The following is a 17956-nucleotide window of genomic DNA, read 5'->3' as shown; positions in this document are numbered from 1 at the left end:
ATGCGCTCAGCCGGGGATCTCGAGCAGCCGGTGGGTGATCTCGAGCAGATGGGTGTACAGCACCTCGTCGTCCAGATCCGCCACGAGCGGATGGGTGACCGCGCCGCCGACCGCGGCGGAGATCATCGCGACCTTCACCCGCACGCCGCTGTCCCCCACATCGCCGATGTGCGCCGCGATCAGTCCCCCGATCATCCGCTGGAACGCCTCGTTCTCCGCGAGCGACCGGACCAGCACCGGATCGGTCTGCAACATGCCGACCAGCTGCCGCCGCCGCACCACGAGCGCGACGACCTGCTCGACCGTCACCCGCCGCGCCCGCTCGTCGTCCGCCAGCTGATCGCCGACCGACACCGCCGCCGTCAATCCGGCCAGCTCGGATTCCACGACCGCGACCACGATCTCGTCCTTGGTCCGGAACTGGTGGTAGACAGCCGCTTTCGTAATCCCGAGGGCGTCGGCGATCATCTGCAACGAGGTGCCGCTGACTCCGTGCTCGGCGAACAGTCGCAGTGCCGTGTCGATGGTCCGCCGCTTGGCCGCGCTGTATCCGGACCGAGTCACGACACCATTCGTCGAACCGGAGCCAGCTTCCACGTCATCGAGACTATCCGACCGCCGTTCGGGACCGCCTTGCGCGCTGCCGACCGCTAGCCCACCGCGCGAACGATCAGTGCGTCGCCTTGACCGCCGCCACCGCACAGCGCGGCCGCGCCGATGCCGCCGCCACGACGCTTCAACTCCAACGCCAGATGCAGCACGATGCGAGCGCCGGACATGCCGAGGGGGTGGCCGATGGCGATCGCGCCGCCGTTGACATTGACCTTCTCCGGATCGATGCCGAGCTTGCGCGCGGAGGCGATCCCGACGACGGCGAACGCTTCGTTGATCTCCACCAGATCCAGATCGGTCGGGGAGATACCTTCTCGCGCACAGGCTTTGGCGATGGCGTTGGCGGGCTGTTCCTGCAATGTGGAGTCGGGTCCGGCGACCACGCCTGCCGCGCCGATCTCCGCGATCCAGCTCAGGCCCAGCTCCTGCGCCTTGGCCTTGCTCATCACGACCACCGCGGCCGCGCCGTCGGAGATCTGGGAGGCCGAACCCGCGGTGATGGTGCCGTCGGGGGCGAAGGCGGGACGCAACTTGGCCAGCGACTCGACGGTGGTGTCGGCCCGGATGCCCTCGTCCTCGCCGATCACGATCGGGTCGCCCTTGCGCTGCGGCACCGACACCGGCGTCACCTCATCGGTGAATACACCGTTCTTCCAGGCCGCGGCCGCATTGCGATGTGACGCGGCGGCGAAGGCGTCCTGATCATCGCGGCTGATGGCGTCCACGGCATTGCGGGCATCGGTGAGCGTCCCCATGGCCTCGCCGGTGAAGATGTCCTGCAAACCATCCGCGATCATGTGATCGTCGAGGGTGGTGTCGCCGTATTTGAAACCTTCACGGCTCTTGGTCAGCAGATGCGGCGCGCGGCTCATGGACTCCTGCCCACCGGCCACCACGATCTCGTACTCCCCCGCGCGAATCAGCTGATCCGCCAAGGCAATCGCGTTGATGCCCGACAGGCACACCTTGTTGATCGTCAACGCCGGAACGTTCATCGAGATGCCCGCGGCCACCGCGGCCTGACGCGCCGGAATCTGCCCGGCCCCGGCGGTCAACACCTGCCCCATGATGACGTAATCGACCAGTTCCGGTGCCACACCGCCCTTTTCGAGCGCCGCCCTGATCGCGAACCCGCCCAGCTCCGAACCGCTGAACCCGGACAATCCGCCGAGCAGCCGACCGACCGGGGTCCGGGCTCCCGAGACGATGACGGAAGTATGTGCGTCAGACATGGGCTTGCTCCTCCAGGGCGACGGTCAACTCGTAACCTGTTGCGGCAGTGATCTGTTCGACGGTCACCTCGGGTGCCAGCTCGCGCAGCAGCAACGCCCCGTCCTGCACGTCGATCACCCCGAGATCGGTGATGATGCGCTGCACCACGGCTTTTCCGGTCAACGGCAGCGTGCACCGCTCGACGATCTTCGGGCCGCCGTCCCGATCGGTGTGTTCCATGAGCACGATGACCCGCCGGGCGCCGTGCACCAGGTCCATCGCGCCGCCCATGCCCTTGACCATCTTGCCCGGCACCATCCAGTTCGCCAGGTCGCCGTCGTGCGAGACCTGCATACCGCCCAGCACCGCGGTATCGATGTGCCCGCCGCGAATCATCCCGAACGACAACGCCGAATCGAAGAACGCCGCACCCGGATTCACCGTCACGGTTTCCTTGCCCGCGTTGATGAGGTTCGGATCCACCGCGTCCTCGGTCGGGTACGGGCCGGTGCCCAGGATCCCGTTCTCCGAATGCAGCACCACGTTCACGCCCGCGGGCAGGTGGTTCGGAATCAGCGTCGGCAGCCCGATCCCCAGATTCACGTACTCACCGTCGACCATCTCGGCCGCCGCCCGCGCGGCCATCTGCTCCCGGGTCCAGCTCACGCTGCATCCTTTCCGTCATGAGCGGGGCGCTGCGTGGTTACGCTCCGCTGCCTCCTCCGCGCCTGACCGCTCATGCCGATACCGTCCTCTTCTCGATTCGCTTCTCCTGCACGCCCGTATGCACCAGCCGCTGCACGAACACACCCGGCAGATGCACCTGCGAGGGATCGAGTTCCCCTGGCCGCACCAGCTTTTCGACCTGCACGACGGTGGTCCGCCCGGCCATCGCGGCCAGCGGGTTGAAGTTCATCGCGGTCTTGTCGAACACGAGATTGCCCAGGGTGTCGGCGATTTCGGCGTGCACGAGCGCGTAGTCCGCGACGATCGACTCCTCGAGCACGTAGTCGCGGCCGCCGAATTCGCGAATCTCCTTGGGCGGCGAGGCGATCGCCACCGAACCGTCGGAGTTGTAGCGCCACGGCAGCCCGCCCTCGGACACCGGCGTGCCGACCCCGGCCGGGGTGTAGAACGCCGGAATCCCGGCGCCACCGGCGCGCAGTCGCTCGGCGAGGGTGCCCTGCGGGGTGAGTTCGACCTCCAGCTCACCGGCCAGGTACTGCCGCGCGAACTCCTTGTTCTCACCCACGTACGACGCGGTCACGCGCCGAATCCGCCCGGCCGACAACAGGATTCCCAGACCCCAGTCGTCGACGCCACAGTTGTTGGAGAACACCTCGAGCCCGGACACCCCGCGCTCGGCCAGCGCGCCGATCAACGCGTTCGGAATGCCGCACAGGCCGAATCCGCCGACCGCGAGCGAGGCTTCGTCGGGAATGTCCGCGACGGCCTCGGCCGCCGAGTCGTATATCTTCACCGCCACCGGGTACCGCACCTTTCGTCCACTGAACGGACGTCGTCCTTCGTTCCCGGTAGTGAACAATATCCAGGCTCTATCTGGAAAGCGGTTCGCGGGAAGTGCTCGATATCCGGCCGCGCCCACACTCACGCGTTCACTCAGTGAACGCGCGTCTATACTTCGTGAGATGACCCGAGCAACGCAGGAGAGTTCGCACGTGGTCGAGCGCGCGGCACGCCTGCTGCGGGCCATCAGCGCGTACCGATCCGATGGCGCGTCGACCACCGAACTGGCCAATACGACGGGCCTGGCCCGCCCCACGGCGCATCGGCTCCTGGTCTCGCTGGCCGAACAGGGTCTCGCCGATCGGGACGCGAAGACCGGACGGTGGTTGCTCGGCCCCGAGTTGTATCTGCTCGGCGCGGTGGCCACGAACCGCTACGACATCACCGATCAGGCCCGCGACATAGTCGATCAGATCTCCCGGCTGACCGGGGAGAGCGCGTTCCTGTCCGCCCATCGGGGCGATGAGACGGTCTGCATCCTGTGCCGCGAGGGCAGCTTTCCGCTGCGCTCGCACGTGCTGCACGAAGGTAAACGTTTCCCGCTGGGCGTGGCCTCGGCGGGCCTGGCGATTCTGAGTCACCTGCCGGGCCGGGAGATCGACGACTATCTGAGTCACACGGATCTCGCCGCCGAGTGGGGTGAGGTGCATTCGGAAGATCAAGTGCGCCAACGGATCGCGACAACCTTGGCCGATGGTTACGCCGTCAATCCGGGACTCATAGTCGAAGGCAGCTGGGGTATGGGCGCGGCGGTATTCGATCGGGCCGGACGTCCGGCGTGGGCATTGAGCCTCACCGGCGTCGAAACCCGTTTCCGGGAGCCCAGGAGAACCGAGTTGGGCACACTCCTGCTGGAGCATGCCCATCGGCTCTCGGTCCGGCTCAAATCACAGTGATCAGTGCGCGGCCTGCCGGTCCCCCGCCCGACGCACGATCTGCTCGGCGTGCCGGAACACCGGGGCGTCCACCATCTTCCCCTCGAAACTGAACACCCCGCGCTCGTTCCCGGCGGCGGCCAGAACCCTGCTGGCCCAATCGAATTCCGCGTCGGTCGGCGCGTACGCGTCGCGGATCACCGCCACCTGACTCGGGTGGATCGCCACCTTCACATCGAATCCGACCGCGACGGCGTCATCGGATTCCGCGCGCAATCCGTCGAGATCCCTGATGTCCAGGAACACCCCGTCCAGCGCCAGCTTGCCGTACGCCTTGGCCGCCAGCAGGCAGCTCGACCGCAGCTGCACCGCGACGTCGCGGTACGAACCGTCCGCGCGCCGGCTGGCCGTGCCACCGAGACCCGCGACCAGATCCTCCGCACCCCACATCACGGCCACCGTATTGGCCGCCCGCGCCGATTCCGCGACCGTCAGCACACCCAGCGGCGATTCGATCAACGCGATCACCTCGCGCGGCGCGAGCGCCGAAACCTGTTCCGCCGACTCACATTTGGGCAACATCAGGCGCGTGTACCGCGTCTGGGCCAACGCCTCGAGATCCAACCGCTGATCCTCGGTCCCGGATGCGTTGACGCGCACCACGGTTCGCGCGGGATCCAGCGGCGTATCGATGATCGCCCGCCGCGCCGCCGCCCGATCCGCCGCCGCCACACCGTCTTCGAGGTCGAGGATCACCACATCCGCGACCGCCGCGGCCTTGGCGAACCGTTCGGGCCGATCGGCCGGGCAGAACAACCACGCCGGACCCGCCGGGGTCCACTCCGTCGCACTCATCTCACTGTCCTTCCGGCCGCTTGCGGACCATCGTCTTGCGGACGGCGGTCGCGACGACATCGCCGTGCTGATTGCGCCCGGTGTGGGCGAAGGTGACGATGCCCTCCCCCGGACGGCTCCTGGATTCGCGCTTCTCCACGATCTCGGTCTCCGCGTAGAGCGTGTCGCCGTGGAAAACCGGTTTGGGGAAGGCGATTTCGGAGAATCCGAGGTTGCCGACGATGGTGCCCTGGGTCAGCTGCGCCACGGACAGGCCGACCAGCGTGGACAGGGTGAACATCGAATTCACCAGTCGCGCGTTGAACGGCGGCAGCTCGTCCGCGAACGCGGCGTCCAGGTGCAGCGCCTGGGTGTTCATCGTCAACGTGGTGAACAGGACGTTGTCGGCCTCGGTCACCGTGCGTCCGGGCCGGTGCTCGTACACCGCACCGGTCTCGAACTCCTCGAACCACAAGCCGCGCTGCACGATTCGACGCGGCTTCGCGTCCACCGACTCGCTCACAGTCCCGCCTCCCGCGCGATCAACATCAGCTGCACCTCGGTGGTGCCCTCGCCGATCTCCAGGATCTTCGAGTCCCGGTAGTGCCGGGCCACCGCGTATTCGTTCATGAAGCCGTAGCCGCCGAAGATCTGCGTCGCGTCGCGGGCGTTGTCCATCGCCGCCTCGCTCGCGGCCAGCTTCGCGATCGACGCCTGCTTCTTGAAAGGCTTGCCCGACAACATCAATGCCGCCGCGTCGTAGTAGGCGGTGCGGGCGGTGTGCGCGCGGGCCTCCATGCGCGCGATCTTGAACGCGATCGCCTGATTCGCGCCGATCGGCCGCCCGAATGCCTCGCGCTCCTTGGCATATCGGACCGATTCGTCCACGCAGCCCTGCGCCGCGCCCACGGACAACGCCGCGATCGCGATGCGGCCCTCGTCCAGGATGCGCAGGAAGTTCGCGTAACCGCGCCCGCGCTCGCCGAGCAGGTTCTCCTGCGGCACCCGGACATCGTCAAAGCTGAGCGGGTGCGTGTCCGAGGCGTGCCAACCGACCTTGTCGTACGCGGGTTCGGCGGTGAATCCCGGCGTCGAAGTCGGGACCAGGATGGTCGAGATCTCTTTCTTCCCACCGTCTTTCACGCCCGTCACGGCAGTCACGGTGACCAGCTTGGTGATATCGGTGCCGGAGTTGGTGATGAACTGCTTGCTGCCGTTGATCACCCAGTCCGTGCCGTCCGCGAGGGCGGTGGTGCGCGTGCCCCCGGCGTCGCTGCCCGCGCCCGGTTCGGTCAAACCGAAGGCGGCCAACGACTTTCCGCTCGTCAACTGCGGCAGCCACTCCTGCTTCTGCGCCTCGTTGCCGAACCGGTAGATCGGCATCGCACCCAGCGAGACGCCCGCCTCGAGCGTGATCGCGACGGACTGATCGGCCTTGGCGAGTTCCTCGAGCGCCAGGCACAGCGCGAAGTAGTCGCCGCCCTGCCCGCCGTACTCCTCGGGAAACGGCAGCCCGAACAGCCCGAGTTCGGCCATCCCCGAAACCACTTCGTACGGGAAGGTGTGGTTGCGGTCGTGTTCGGCGGCGACCGGCGCGACCACCGAGCGGGTGAAGTCGCGGACCGTCTTCGCCAGCTGGGCGTACTCCTCCGGTAGCGCCCCGGTGGATAGATAGTCGGTCATTTCTGGTCGCCTTCCTCGTGCTGTTCGATGGGGATGACCCGGGCCAGCAACTGGTCGACCTTGACCTGATCGCCGGTGGAGACATGGATTTCGACGGTGCCGTCGACGGGTGCGGTGAGCGCGTGCTCCATCTTCATCGCCTCCACGACCACGATCGTCGTGCCCGCGGTCACGGTGGTTCCGGATTCGACGCCGACGGCGATGACCGAGCCGGGCATCGGGCTGGTCAGCTCGGCCTCACCGGCGTGCGCGTCACCGGCGCGGGTGTGCTCGCGCGCGACCTCGCGGATCGTCACGACTCCGGAAGATGTTGCCAGCCAGAGGTTTTCGTCCTGCTCGGCGACGCGGTAGGTCTCGCTCAGGCCGTCGATCGTCACGCGCAGCTCGGACCCGGTCAGCGACGCGGTCAGGGTTCGCGGTTCACCGTCTTCGACGGTGACGGACGCCACGTCGGGACTTCCGGCGATGCGGACGTGCACCACACCGCCGCCCACCGCGAGCCGCAGTGTGGTCGGCTCGCGATCGCCGACCCGCCACCCGCTCGGCACCTCCCACGGATCGGCCGCGCCGCTGGGCCACAGACTCAGCCACCGGAACGCCCCGGCCGCGATGACCTGCGCGTCCGACGGCTCGGCCGCGACGAAATCCGCCACCCGCCGATCCAGCAGCCCGGTGTCGAGCCGACCCGCCACCACGTCCGGATCCGCGAGCAGGAACCGCGCGAACTCGACATTGGTGACGACGCCGAGTACCGCCGTCCCCGCCAACGCCCGATCCAGGCCGCGCAGCGCGGTCGCGCGATCCGCGCCGTGCACGATCACCTTCGCCAGCATCGGGTCGTAATCGCTGCCGACGACCGTCCCGGTGCGCAGCCCGGAATCCACCCGAACACCTGCGCCGGACGGTTCGACCAGGTCCACGACCGTGCCGCCGGTGGGCAGGAAGCCGCGCGCGGGATCCTCCGCGTAGACGCGGGCCTCGATCGCGTGCCCTGTCAGCGTGATCTCGTCCTGCGCGATGGTCAGCTTCTCACCGGCCGCGACCCGCACCTGCCATTCGACCAGGTCCAGGCCGGTAACCATTTCGGTGACCGGATGCTCGACCTGCAATCGGGTGTTCATCTCCATGAAGAAGAACTCGTCCGGACGATCCGCCGAAACGATGAACTCGACCGTCCCCGCACCCGCGTAGTCGACACTGCGAGCCGTGGCGCAGGCCGCCGCGCCGATCCTTGCCCGCGTGGCCTCGTCCAGCAGCGGCGAGGGCGCTTCCTCGATCACCTTCTGGTGCCGCCGCTGCAAACTGCACTCGCGTTCACCGAGATGAATCACGTTGCCGTGGTTGTCGGCGAGGATCTGCACCTCGATATGCCTGGGCCGCAACACGAATCGCTCCAGGAACAAGGTGTCGTCCCCGAACGCCGAGGCCGCCTCCCGCCGGGCACTGATCAACGCGGCGGGCAGCTCGGCCGGATCCTCGACCATCCGCATCCCCTTGCCGCCACCGCCCGCCGACGGTTTGACCAGCACCGGATAGCCGATCTCGGTGGCCGCGGCGATCAGCTCGGCGTCGGTGAGCCCCGGCTTCGCGATACCGGGCACCACCGGCACGTCGAAGGCCGCGACCGCGTTCTTCGCGGTGATCTTGTCGCCCATCACCTCGATCGCGCGCGCGGACGGCCCGAGGAAGACGATGCCCGCCGCCTCCAGCGCGGCGGCGAAACCCGCGTTCTCGGAAAGGAATCCGTATCCGGGATGCACCGCCTGCGCCCCCGTGCGACGCGCGGCATCCACCACCTTGCCGATATCGAGGTAACTCTCGCGGGCCGCGGCGGGCCCGAGCAGCACCGCCACATCGGCCTCGCGCACGTGCCGCGCGTCCGCGTCGGCCTCGCTGTACACCGCGACCGAGCGAATACCCATGGCGCGCAGGGTGCGGATGACCCGCACCGCGATCTCACCGCGATTGGCCACCAGTACGGTGTCGAACAGGCCCGCCCGATCCCCGTCGCGTCCGGCTGCTGTCGTCATCATCATCCTTCTCTGCCGTCACATCCGGAACACGCCGTAGGACACCGGCTCGATCGGGGCGTTCGCGCAGACCGAAAGCGCCAGTCCGAGAACGGTTCTGGTATCGGCGGGGTCGATGATCCCGTCGTCCCACAGGCGCGCGGTCGAGTAGTACGGGTTGCCCTGGGCCTCGTACTGTTCGCGGATCGGGGCCTTGAACGCCTCCTCGTCCTGCGGCGACCACGGCTTGCCGGAGGAGTCGAGCTGGTCGCTGCGGACGGTCGCCAGCACCGAGGCGGCCTGTTCACCGCCCATGACCGAGATGCGGGCGTTGGGCCACATCCACAGGAAGCGTGGCGAATACGCGCGCCCGCACATCGAATAGTTGCCCGCGCCGTAGGAGCCGCCGATCACCACGGTCAGCTTCGGCACCCGCGCGCACGCGACGGCGGTGACCATCTTCGCGCCGTGTTTGGCGATGCCGGCGGCCTCGTACTCGCGGCCGACCATGAAGCCGGTGATGTTCTGCAGGAACAACAGTGGGATGCTGCGCTTGTCGCACAGCTCGATGAAGTGCGCGCCCTTCATCGCCGATTCACCGAACAGCACGCCGTTGTTCGCGACGATGCCGACCGGATGTCCCTGAATGCGGGCGAATCCGGTGACCAGGGTCTTGCCGTATTCGGCCTTGAACTCCTGGAAGCCCGAATCACCTTGTCCCGCACCATGATCGACGATTCTGCCGATCACCTCGTGCACGTCGTAGGGCGTGCGCGAATCGGTGGGCACCACGTCGTACAGCTCGGCCGGATCCGCGACCGGATCGAGCGCGGGAGTCACCTCCCACGGCCGCGGCGCGCGCGGTCCCAGCGTGGCAACGATGTTCCGGACGATCCGCAGCGCGTCGTGATCGTCGGCGGCCAGATGATCGGTCACCCCCGAAACCTTCGAGTGCAGATCCCCGCCCCCGAGTTCCTCGGCCGTGACGACCTCACCGGTCGCCGCCTTCACCAGCGGCGGGCCACCCAGGAAGATCGTGCCCTGATTGCGCACGATCACCGCCTCGTCGCTCATCGCCGGAACATACGCGCCGCCCGCCGTGCAGGACCCCATCACCGCCGCGATCTGCGCGATACCCTGGGCGCTCATCGTGGCCTGGTTGTAGAAGATGCGGCCGAAGTGTTCGCGATCCGGGAAGACCTCGTCCTGCCGGGGCAGGAACGCGCCACCCGAATCGACCAGGTAGATGCAGGGCAGCCGGTTCTGGAGCGCCACCTCCTGCGCGCGCAGGTGCTTCTTCACCGTGACCGGGTAGTAGGTGCCGCCCTTGACCGTGGCGTCGTTGGCGACGATCACGCATTCGCGGCCCGAGATCCGGCCGATGCCCGAGATCATGCCCGCGCCCGGACACTGGTCGTCGTAGAGGCCGTTCGCCGCCAGGGGCGAGAGTTCGAGGAACGGGCTGCCGGGATCGAGCAGAGTGTTCACCCGGTCGCGCGGCAGCAGTTTGCCGCGGTCGAGGTGCCGCTGCCGGGCCTTCTCGCCGCCGCCCAGCGCGGCCACCCGGAGCTGCTCGCGCAGTTCCGCCACCAGACGCTCGTGCTCGGCCCTGTCGCCGCCTCGGTCCAGACCCATCTCGCCGCCCGTCGTAATCCGGTCATCCGTGACCGTCGAGTCGATTCGGTTAATCCTCGATCACCGAATTCAAGATAACTGTGATTAACTGAGTTGTCCACACCCCGTGCGCGGAGAGGAGATTCGACGGTGCTGCCCGATCACGACCCGAGCGACGAACCGCGACTCACCCGCCGCAGCCTGGCCAAGGCCGACCGGCGGCGGCAGCTGCTCGAGGCCGCCGCCCGCCTGATCGCCGAACGCGGATACACCGGGGTCCGGCTCGAGGATCTGGGTTCGGCCGCGGGCATCAGCGGGCCCGCGGTCTACCGGCACTTCCCGAACAAGGAAGCGGTGCTGGCCGAACTGCTCGTCGGCATCAGCGCCCGCCTGTTCGAGGGCGGCACCGACGTCGTCACCGCCACCGCCGACCCCGCGACCGCGCTGGCGGGTCTGATCGAATTCCATCTCGACTTCGCGCTCGGCGAGTCCGATCTGATCCGCATCCAGGACCGCAACCTGGCCGCCCTGCCCGACCCGGCCCGCCGCCAGGTGCGCCGGTACCAGCGGCGCTACGTCGAACTGTGGGTGCAGGTGCTGCGCGAGACCGATCCGGACCTGTCGGAGACCGAGGCTCGCACCAAGGCGCACGCCACGTTCGGCCTGATCAACTCGACCCCGCACAGCATGGGACGGACCTCGCCGGTTGTCACTCGAGATGTGTTGCGGCGCATGACCATCGCCGCATTGGCACCCGGCGTGTGAACACCCCACGGACCCGACAGAGCTGAATCAGCCGTCTTCCAGTCGACATGCTCGTCTGCGCGATGCCTGTGACACCTACACCGGCCAACTCAATGTGCCCGACATGTTCACTCGGCTCATGCTCACGCTGGTCGCCACCGGCCTGGCACCGAAGTCCTTCTACACCCTGCAGCAGGACGGCACCCGCCCCCGCGCCCACTACGACGGTCTCCCAGTCGATTTCAGCGCCGAGGCCGTGAACACCCTGGGCACCCGCCCCGCCCCCGACCACCGCACCTACCACCTGTTCAACCCCCACGACGACGGCATCTCCCTGGACACCTACGTCGACTGGCTCATAGACGCGGGCCACCCCATCACCCGAGTCGACAACTACCCGGACTGGCTGACCCGCTTCGAAACCGCGATCAAGGCACTACCGGACAAACAACGCCGCCACTCCCTCCTCCTCTACTGCACAACTACGCCGAACCGGACACCCCGATCAACGGCGTAATCGCCCCCACGGACGAATTCCGCCGCGCGGTCGCCGACGCCGAAGTCGGTGGACGCCAAGACATCCCACAGGTAACCCCCGGCCTCATCGTCAAGTACATAGACGACCTGGAACAGCTCGGACTCCTGTAACTCGTTCCGGGGCAGGGGATGCCTGCCCCGGAACCTCGAAAAGTGTTGCGCGACTTCAGACATCCCTCAGTGAATTCACAGTCCACCCGACGCACAGTGGCGGTATCCGGTCCCGGACGTCGGGCGCGGTACCCGATTGCTGAATTCCCCATGCGCACACCATGGCCGGGCAGCCCGACGCGCGAGCGACGGGCTGCCCGGCCAACATGGCACGCTGATCTACGACGGAGTCGAACTCACTCCGCCTGCACCAACTCGCGCGTATTCGGTTGTGCGGCACGGCGTATGGCGACGTACGTATAGACGACCCCCGCGATCAGTACTACGGCCAGGATCGCCGAGACCGTGTAGGTGCCCAGTTCCAGGCCGCCCTTCTCGCGCTCTTTGGACAGGTAGTTGCCCACGGTGGCGCCCAGGGGGCGGGTCAGGATGAACGCGGCCCAGAACAGCACGACGCCGGAGATCCGGGTGAAGTAGTGGGCGGCAAGGATCAGCGCCATCACCACCGAAATCACCACTGCCGCACGCCAATACCCGAGTCCGGTCTCGTCGGCGAGGTAGTCGCCGGTGGTGGTGCCGAGCGTGTTCGACAGCAGGATCGCGGCCCAGTAGAGCAGCTCGCCGCGGAAGGTGGTGACCTTCGTGACGTCGTAGCTCAGCCCGGTGCCCTTCCACACCGCGAACACCAGCGCGAGCCCGGCAATCAACACCAGCGCGCCACCGGCGTACCCCAGCCCGCCCGCGGTCGAGGTCCCCGAACCCGGTCCGCGGGTCAGCAGATCGGCCATCGTGGTGCCCGCGGTACTGGTCGCCGCGATCACCAGCCAGTACAACCCCGGTTCGAATCTGCGCACCCGCAGCTGAATCACCAGGGCCACAAGGAAAATCGAGAACAACAACACCGACGCGGCGACGTATCCGAGGTTCAGGGTCTGCGACAGCATGTCGCCCCCGGTCTCCCCCAACGTCGTCGCGGCGATCTTCAACACCCAGAACAACACGGTGATCTGCGGCAGCTTGTACACACTCGACGAGGCGCGCGTGGGGTCCCGCTGCTTCCCCACACCGACCTGTCCCGACCGACCCGATGCGTAATCCATGCCGCGAACCCTGCCGGGCAACCGCTGTGGAAACGCTGAGAGGCCGGTGTACGCCGGGTGTACCCAATCGCTCATGAACGGATTGTTCAGACGATGATCGACCGCGGGTCGGGATACCGCCTTCGCGGTAGGTGAGGATACAGCGGTTCGCCGATGCCGCCCACGGAGCCGCCGCATGCTCCGAAATCCGCACCGAATAGGTTGCCGCACAAGGGGATGCGCCGTCGTAATGCCTTCCACCTGGTCGATACGGGAGCGGTGGGATTTGCCGCGATGTCGGTGTCGTTGCACGGCGCGGCAGTTTCGGATCTGCCCGACAGCGTTGTGTGTCTTGTGGATTACGAAGGGGCAGGCTGTCAGCCTCCAAACCGGAACGCTGCTCGAACTTCGTCTGCGACGCGTTGTGGATGGTCGAGCGGGAAGAAGGTGCGGCCGTCGGCGACCTCGACGAGGTGTGCGTTGGCGAAGGCTCCCGCCAGTCTGCGCCCCAGAGACAGCGGAAAGAACTGATCCGCGTCACCCCAAAGCACCAGGACCGGCTTGGTGAAGTCGTGCAGCCGGTTCGATATGCGAAGTAACTCTGCGGGGTCGACCGTACGGAGGAATTTGGCGGTGTCCCGCCGGACACCTCGGTCGGTGCCCGCAGGGGTGATCCAGCGCAGAGTCAATGCCGGATCCAGTGGTTCGGACACGTTCAGCCCATAGGCGCGTTGCCGCAAGGCGGTGAGGCGTTGGACAGCAGTGAGGACTCGCAGGCCGACCGGGCGGCGCCCGAGTTTGAAGACCAGCCCCAACGAGGGTGGCGGGAACTGGTCGAAGCAGTCACCGTCGGTCAGAACCAGGCGGCCGATTCGGCTGTGATCAGTGTCGGTCACATACAGGCACAATGCGGTACCAGTGTCGTTGCCGACGAGGGTGACATCGCTGAGCTGCAATGCCTCCAGAAAGTCGAGTATCAGACGCCCGACACCGTATGGCGTCAAATCTGCGTCGGCAGCCAAGGCGATGGGATGCGATCCCAGCGGCAGGTCCATGGCATACGAACAGACACCGCATTCGGCCAGCGCCGCGGCCGTACTGGTCCACACTTCACTATTGCAGAGCAGGCCGTGCACGAACACCACAGGTGGTTCGACACTGCTGTCCGGCCCAGTCACGCGGTAGTGGATTCGGCCTTGATCAAGGTCAATAGTCGGCATCGAGGCTCCCGTAGCAGTAGGTGCAATGGTCGTCGTTACGTACACGATGTACGCACTAATATACATACCGAATGTATATTAGTCGAGGCTGCCCACCGCAGCTGAGTGAATCCATTTGCATTCGCCCAGGTGAGAGTTCTGGCGTCGACCGAATTGGCAAGCTGGATGTCGCCGGGTAACATGCATACGGACTGTATGGTGGTGCATACAATGTGGATGTCGAGTAGGCGCGAAGGGCGAGATTGATGGCCGACAGTCGCCGCACACAAGCCGAGCGCACTGCTGATACCCGTGAACGGTTGATCGCGGCGGCCCGGCCGTTATTCGCATCGGACGGCTTCGCTGAAGTGGCTCTGGAGACCATAGTGCGTTCGGCCGGGGTGACCCGCGGTGCGCTTTACCATCACTTCGCCGACAAGACCGAGTTGTTCGCGGCGGTGTACGAACGGGTGGATGGAGACATGGCCGCGCGCATGGCCGAGGTGATCGCAGCGGCCGGTCAATCGGATCCATTGGAGGTAATGCGGCTCGGCGTCACCTTTTGGCTCGACGCCTGCTCCGATCCGGAAGTGCATCGAATCGTATTGATGGATGGCCCAGCGGCATTGGGCTGGGCGCGATGGAGCGAGATCGGCAACCGCCACAACGCGGGAATGACCCAGGACCTGGTGGCTAACGCCATCCGAACTGGACAGATACCACAGCAGCCGGTTCAAGCTACCGTTTCGACTCTGTTGGGTGCGATGAGGGAAGCAACTCTCTTCGTGGCGGGAGCAAACGATCACGAACAAGCGCGACGTGATGCCGGCATCGTTATGGACCGGCTGATCCGCTCTCTTGCGTCGGATGTCCCCGATGCCGGAGGAGACCGGTCGGCTGGGGCGAAGACCATAGTGCTGAAGCCTGACGGAACATGGAGATTCTCGGCGGAGAGTTCAGCCGGGCCTACGGGGAGTCCGCCCGCTGAGTGTGCTGCGCCCCAGTTCAGGGCCGCGCCGGGTCCCCAGCAGTGAGCTGGAGCAGGTAGCCGTCGATATCGGTGATGAATGCGGTGTCTGCGTTTGTCGACTCACGGAACCGGCGGTGCACCTTGTCACCTGCGGCTTCGAGGTTGATCAGGATCCGATCCAGCGTCGGACTATCGGCCACCGAGAACCCGATGTGGTCCACCCCGCCGACCTCGCCGGCCACACTCGCTTTCGATCGACTGCGGTCGACCGGGGCGCGGTCAAGTTCCCAGAGCGATGTCGATCGCCGCTTCGACATGCAGCCGGGTTGTCGGGAACAGCGGGACCGGACTGTGGGCCGAGTCCAGGAGTAGTTCGATCTCCGTGCAGCCGAGGACGATTCCTTCTGCTCCTCGGGCGACCAGGTCCTCGATCACACGCTGGTAGGCCGCGCGGGAGTCCGCACGGATGACACCCTGACACAATTCGCCGTAGATCACGCGATGCACCAGCTCACGACCTGTGTCATCAGGAATCAGAACGTCCAGTCCGTGACCAGCGAGGCGATCGCGATAGAACTCCTGCTCCATAGTGAATGCCGTACCGAGCAGACCCACCTTCGACACACCTTCCGCCAGTACGGCATTCGCGGTGGCATCCACGAGATGCAGTAAGGGTACCGAAGTCGCAGCACTGACCCGATCAGCAACCTTGTGCATGGTGTTCGTGCACAACAACAGCACCTCTGCCCCCGCCGCCGTCAGCGCTCGTGCCGCACCCGCCAGCATCTCCCCGGCCTCTACCCAGGCACCGGCAACCTGCAATCTCTCGATCTCGGCGAAATCCACCGAGTACACAACACACTCCGCGGAATGCAACCCACCCAAACGCTCCCGAACGAGAACGTTCAACAAGCGGTAGTACTCCGCCGTCGACTCCCAGCTCATACCACCGATCAAACCAACAACCCTCATACCCCCACCTTCGCACAACAGCACCCGCCGCACACCCATCACACTCGTATTCCGGACCATCGTGGTTCGGACTCGAATCGTCCCGGGACGCCCCGGATACAGGAGATCCATCGGCGCGCAACAGGATTCAGGCGCTGATGCCCGCCGTGAGCAGGGCGGCTAGTTCGCGGTAGGCGTCGGCGTCGTCGAGGCCGGTGCGGGTGCGGACGCCGCCCTGTTGGATGCGGACCATCATGGTGGCGGTGAGGTCGGCGGCGAATGTCGCGTGGACGCTGCGGAATTCGCCCGCGGTGACGCCCTCGTCGATCAGGTCGCGGACGCGGTCGGCGGCGATGCGGGTGTTGCGTTCGTAGATCTCGCGGGCGGGCGGGAAGGCGTCCAGGTCGGTCATGAATTGATCGGAGGCCGTGGACAATTCGGCGCCGACCGCGGAGAGGTAGGCCACGATTCGTTGCCGGGCGCCGGTGATCGGGCGGACCCGGGCCTCGACCTGTTCGGTGGAGCGGCGGAAGAAGTGCACGGTGGCGGCGCGGACGAGTTGTTCCTTACTTCCGGCCAGGGTGTAGAGGGTGGACTTCGAGCAGCGCAGGCGCGCGGCGATATCACCGAGGGTCAGGTGCGCGAAACCCTCGGCGAGGAACAGATCCACCAGGGCGTCGAACAATTCGGTGCGCCGCCGCGTGGCGAACTCGGTCGGAGCCATATCCGCGATGATGCCATATCACAATCAGTACCGAAGTACTCCTTGCAGTACTGTCCGGGCGGGCAGTACTCTGGCTCGTAATTCGGTACTACTGCACGTACCGATCTCGTCCGAGTCGCAAGGGAGTTGTCCGTGGCCGTCGATCGTCTGCTGCCCACCGCCGAGGCGCACGACCTGATCCAGCTGACCCGCGATATCGCCGACAAGGTGCTCGCACCGATCGCCGACGCCCACGAGAAGGCCGAGACCTATCCCGACGGAGTGTTCGCCACGCTCGGCGAGGCCGGTCTGCTGAGCCTGCCGTATCCGTCCGAGTGGGGCGGCGGCGATCAGCCGTACGAGGTGTACCTTCAGGTGCTCGAGGAGATCGCGGCCCGCTGGGCGGCCGTGGCGGTGGCGGTCAGCGTGCACAGCCTCTCGTGTCATCCGCTGATGATGTTCGGCACCACCGAGCAGCAGCAGCGCTGGCTGCCGGATATGTTGGGCGGCAACACCATCGGGGCCTACAGCTTGTCCGAACCACAGGCCGGCTCCGATGCGGCGGCACTGTCCTGCAAGGCCACCGCCACCCCGGACGGCTACCGCATCTCCGGCACCAAGGCGTGGATCACCCACGGCGGTGTCGCCGATTTCTACAACCTCTTCGCCCGCACCGGCGAAGGCTCCCGCGGCATTTCGTGCTTCCTGGTCGACAAGAACACCCCCGGCCTGAGCTTCGGCAAACCCGAGGAGAAGATGGGGCTGACCGCGATCCCCACCACGTCCGCCCACTACGACGACGCCCTGGTCGACTCCGGCCGTCGCATCGGTGAGGAGGGCCAGGGCCTCCAGATCGCTTTCAGCGCACTGGATTCCGGACGTCTGGGCATCGCGGCGGTGGCCGTCGGCCTGGCCCAGGCCGCACTCGACGAGGCCGTGGCCTACGCCAAGGAACGAACCGCCTTCGGCCGCAAGATCATCGACCACCAGGGCCTGGGCTTCCTACTCGCCGACATGGCCGCCGCCGTCGACTCCGCCCGCGCCACCTACCTCGACGCCGCCCGCCGCCGCGACGCCGGACTCCCCTACTCCCGCAACGCATCCGTAGCCAAACTCGTCGCCACCGACGCCGCCATGAAGGTCACCACCGACGCGGTCCAGGTCCTCGGCGGCTACGGCTACACCCGCGACTTCCGCGTCGAACGCTACATGCGCGAAGCCAAGATCACCCAGATCTTCGAGGGCACCAACCAGATCCAACGCCTCGTCATCGCCCGCACCCTCGCCGGCTCCTGA

General features: G+C 66.6%; 18 protein-coding genes and 1 pseudogene. 5 read left to right on the top strand and 14 right to left on the bottom strand.

Features of this window, described 5'->3' with window-relative positions; genetic code table 11:
- Nucleotides 1–6 precede the first annotated feature (6 nt).
- From NRB20_RS28040 to NRB20_RS28025, 4 genes are all read right to left on the bottom strand, one after another.
- Entirely contained in the window at nt 7–564 is a 558-nt protein-coding gene (locus NRB20_RS28040; RefSeq protein WP_319945495.1) for a TetR/AcrR family transcriptional regulator, read from the bottom strand.
- A gap of 86 nt (nt 565–650) precedes the next feature.
- A complete protein-coding gene (locus NRB20_RS28035; RefSeq protein WP_153414287.1) occupies nt 651–1844 on the bottom strand; it encodes an acetyl-CoA C-acetyltransferase in 1194 nt (397 codons plus the stop codon).
- Nucleotides 1837–2490 (bottom strand): CoA transferase subunit B, encoded by a 654-nt coding sequence (locus NRB20_RS28030; protein ID WP_319945494.1) that lies wholly within the window; start codon nt 2488–2490, stop codon nt 1837–1839. The genes NRB20_RS28035 and NRB20_RS28030 overlap by 8 nt, the downstream gene beginning before the upstream one ends.
- 70 nt (nt 2491–2560) lie before the next feature.
- Complete coding sequence (locus NRB20_RS28025) at nt 2561–3310, bottom strand: CoA transferase subunit A (RefSeq protein ID WP_319945493.1); 750 nt, start codon at nt 3308–3310, stop codon at nt 2561–2563.
- Nucleotides 3311–3473: 163 nt separating this feature from the next.
- On the opposite strand from NRB20_RS28025, the gene NRB20_RS28020 reads away from it, so the two are divergent.
- Nucleotides 3474–4247, top strand: a complete 774-nt coding sequence (locus NRB20_RS28020; protein ID WP_153414283.1) for an IclR family transcriptional regulator — start codon at nt 3474–3476, stop codon at nt 4245–4247.
- On the opposite strand, the gene NRB20_RS28015 is transcribed toward NRB20_RS28020, so the two are convergent.
- From NRB20_RS28015 to NRB20_RS27995, 5 genes are read right to left on the bottom strand one after another with little or no spacing between them, the layout of a single operon-like run.
- Nucleotides 4248–5081 (bottom strand): HpcH/HpaI aldolase/citrate lyase family protein, encoded by an 834-nt coding sequence (locus NRB20_RS28015; protein WP_153414281.1) that lies wholly within the window; start codon nt 5079–5081, stop codon nt 4248–4250.
- A 1-nt stretch (nt 5082) separates the two neighbouring features.
- Nucleotides 5083–5583, bottom strand: a complete 501-nt coding sequence (locus tag NRB20_RS28010) for a MaoC family dehydratase (protein ID WP_319945492.1) — start codon at nt 5581–5583, stop codon at nt 5083–5085.
- Entirely contained in the window at nt 5580–6743 is a 1164-nt protein-coding gene (locus tag NRB20_RS28005) for an acyl-CoA dehydrogenase family protein (protein WP_153414279.1), read from the bottom strand. Before NRB20_RS28005 ends, NRB20_RS28010 begins: the two co-directional genes overlap by 4 nt.
- Nucleotides 6740–8773, bottom strand: a complete 2034-nt coding sequence (locus NRB20_RS28000; RefSeq protein WP_153414277.1) for an acetyl-CoA carboxylase biotin carboxylase subunit — start codon at nt 8771–8773, stop codon at nt 6740–6742. Before NRB20_RS28000 ends, NRB20_RS28005 begins: the two co-directional genes overlap by 4 nt.
- Nucleotides 8774–8791: 18 nt before the next feature.
- Nucleotides 8792–10387 carry a carboxyl transferase domain-containing protein gene (locus NRB20_RS27995; RefSeq protein ID WP_153414275.1) on the bottom strand — a complete coding sequence of 532 codons (1596 nt, stop codon included), beginning with the start codon at nt 10385–10387 and terminating at the stop codon, nt 8792–8794.
- 132 nt (nt 10388–10519) lie between these two features.
- Here NRB20_RS27995 and NRB20_RS27990 point away from each other — a divergent pair, with 132 nt between their 5' ends.
- Together NRB20_RS27990 and NRB20_RS27985 are read left to right on the top strand one after the other, a co-directional pair.
- Nucleotides 10520–11131, top strand: a complete 612-nt coding sequence (locus NRB20_RS27990) for an SACE_7040 family transcriptional regulator (protein WP_153414529.1) — start codon at nt 10520–10522, stop codon at nt 11129–11131.
- A gap of 73 nt (nt 11132–11204) precedes the next feature.
- Nucleotides 11205–11758 (top strand): annotated as a pseudogene (locus NRB20_RS27985) (carboxylic acid reductase); the annotation flags it as partial.
- Between the two features lie 236 nt (nt 11759–11994).
- Here NRB20_RS27985 and NRB20_RS27980 read toward each other — a convergent pair.
- Nucleotides 11995–12858 (bottom strand): COG4705 family protein, encoded by an 864-nt coding sequence (locus NRB20_RS27980; RefSeq protein WP_153414271.1) that lies wholly within the window; start codon nt 12856–12858, stop codon nt 11995–11997.
- A gap of 356 nt (nt 12859–13214) precedes the next feature.
- Entirely contained in the window at nt 13215–14057 is an 843-nt protein-coding gene (locus tag NRB20_RS27975) for an alpha/beta fold hydrolase (protein WP_153414269.1), read from the bottom strand.
- Between the two features lie 245 nt (nt 14058–14302).
- Here NRB20_RS27975 and NRB20_RS27970 point away from each other — a divergent pair, with 245 nt between their 5' ends.
- A complete protein-coding gene (locus tag NRB20_RS27970; RefSeq protein ID WP_153414267.1) occupies nt 14303–15070 on the top strand; it encodes a TetR/AcrR family transcriptional regulator in 768 nt (255 codons plus the stop codon).
- On the opposite strand, the gene NRB20_RS27965 is transcribed toward NRB20_RS27970, so the two are convergent.
- From NRB20_RS27965 to NRB20_RS27955, 3 genes are all read right to left on the bottom strand, one after another.
- Complete coding sequence (locus NRB20_RS27965; RefSeq protein WP_153414265.1) at nt 15042–15248, bottom strand: VOC family protein; 207 nt, start codon at nt 15246–15248, stop codon at nt 15042–15044. The two genes, NRB20_RS27970 and NRB20_RS27965, sit on opposite strands and share 29 nt — an antisense overlap.
- A gap of 37 nt (nt 15249–15285) precedes the next feature.
- On the bottom strand, nt 15286–15978 hold the full coding sequence (locus NRB20_RS27960; RefSeq protein WP_153414527.1) for an aspartate/glutamate racemase family protein: 693 nt from the start codon (nt 15976–15978) through the stop codon (nt 15286–15288).
- A gap of 127 nt (nt 15979–16105) precedes the next feature.
- Complete coding sequence (locus NRB20_RS27955) at nt 16106–16681, bottom strand: TetR/AcrR family transcriptional regulator (RefSeq protein ID WP_153414263.1); 576 nt, start codon at nt 16679–16681, stop codon at nt 16106–16108.
- A 132-nt stretch (nt 16682–16813) separates the two neighbouring features.
- On the opposite strand from NRB20_RS27955, the gene NRB20_RS27950 reads away from it, so the two are divergent.
- Entirely contained in the window at nt 16814–17956 is a 1143-nt protein-coding gene (locus NRB20_RS27950; protein ID WP_319945491.1) for an acyl-CoA dehydrogenase family protein, read from the top strand.

The organism is Nocardia macrotermitis (assembly GCF_009604405.1).
GTDB classification, from domain to species: Bacteria; Actinomycetota; Actinomycetes; order Mycobacteriales; family Mycobacteriaceae; genus Nocardia; species Nocardia macrotermitis.
The sequence above is the reverse complement of the archived record's forward strand: the minus strand, read 5'-3'. Positions and strand labels throughout refer to the sequence as shown.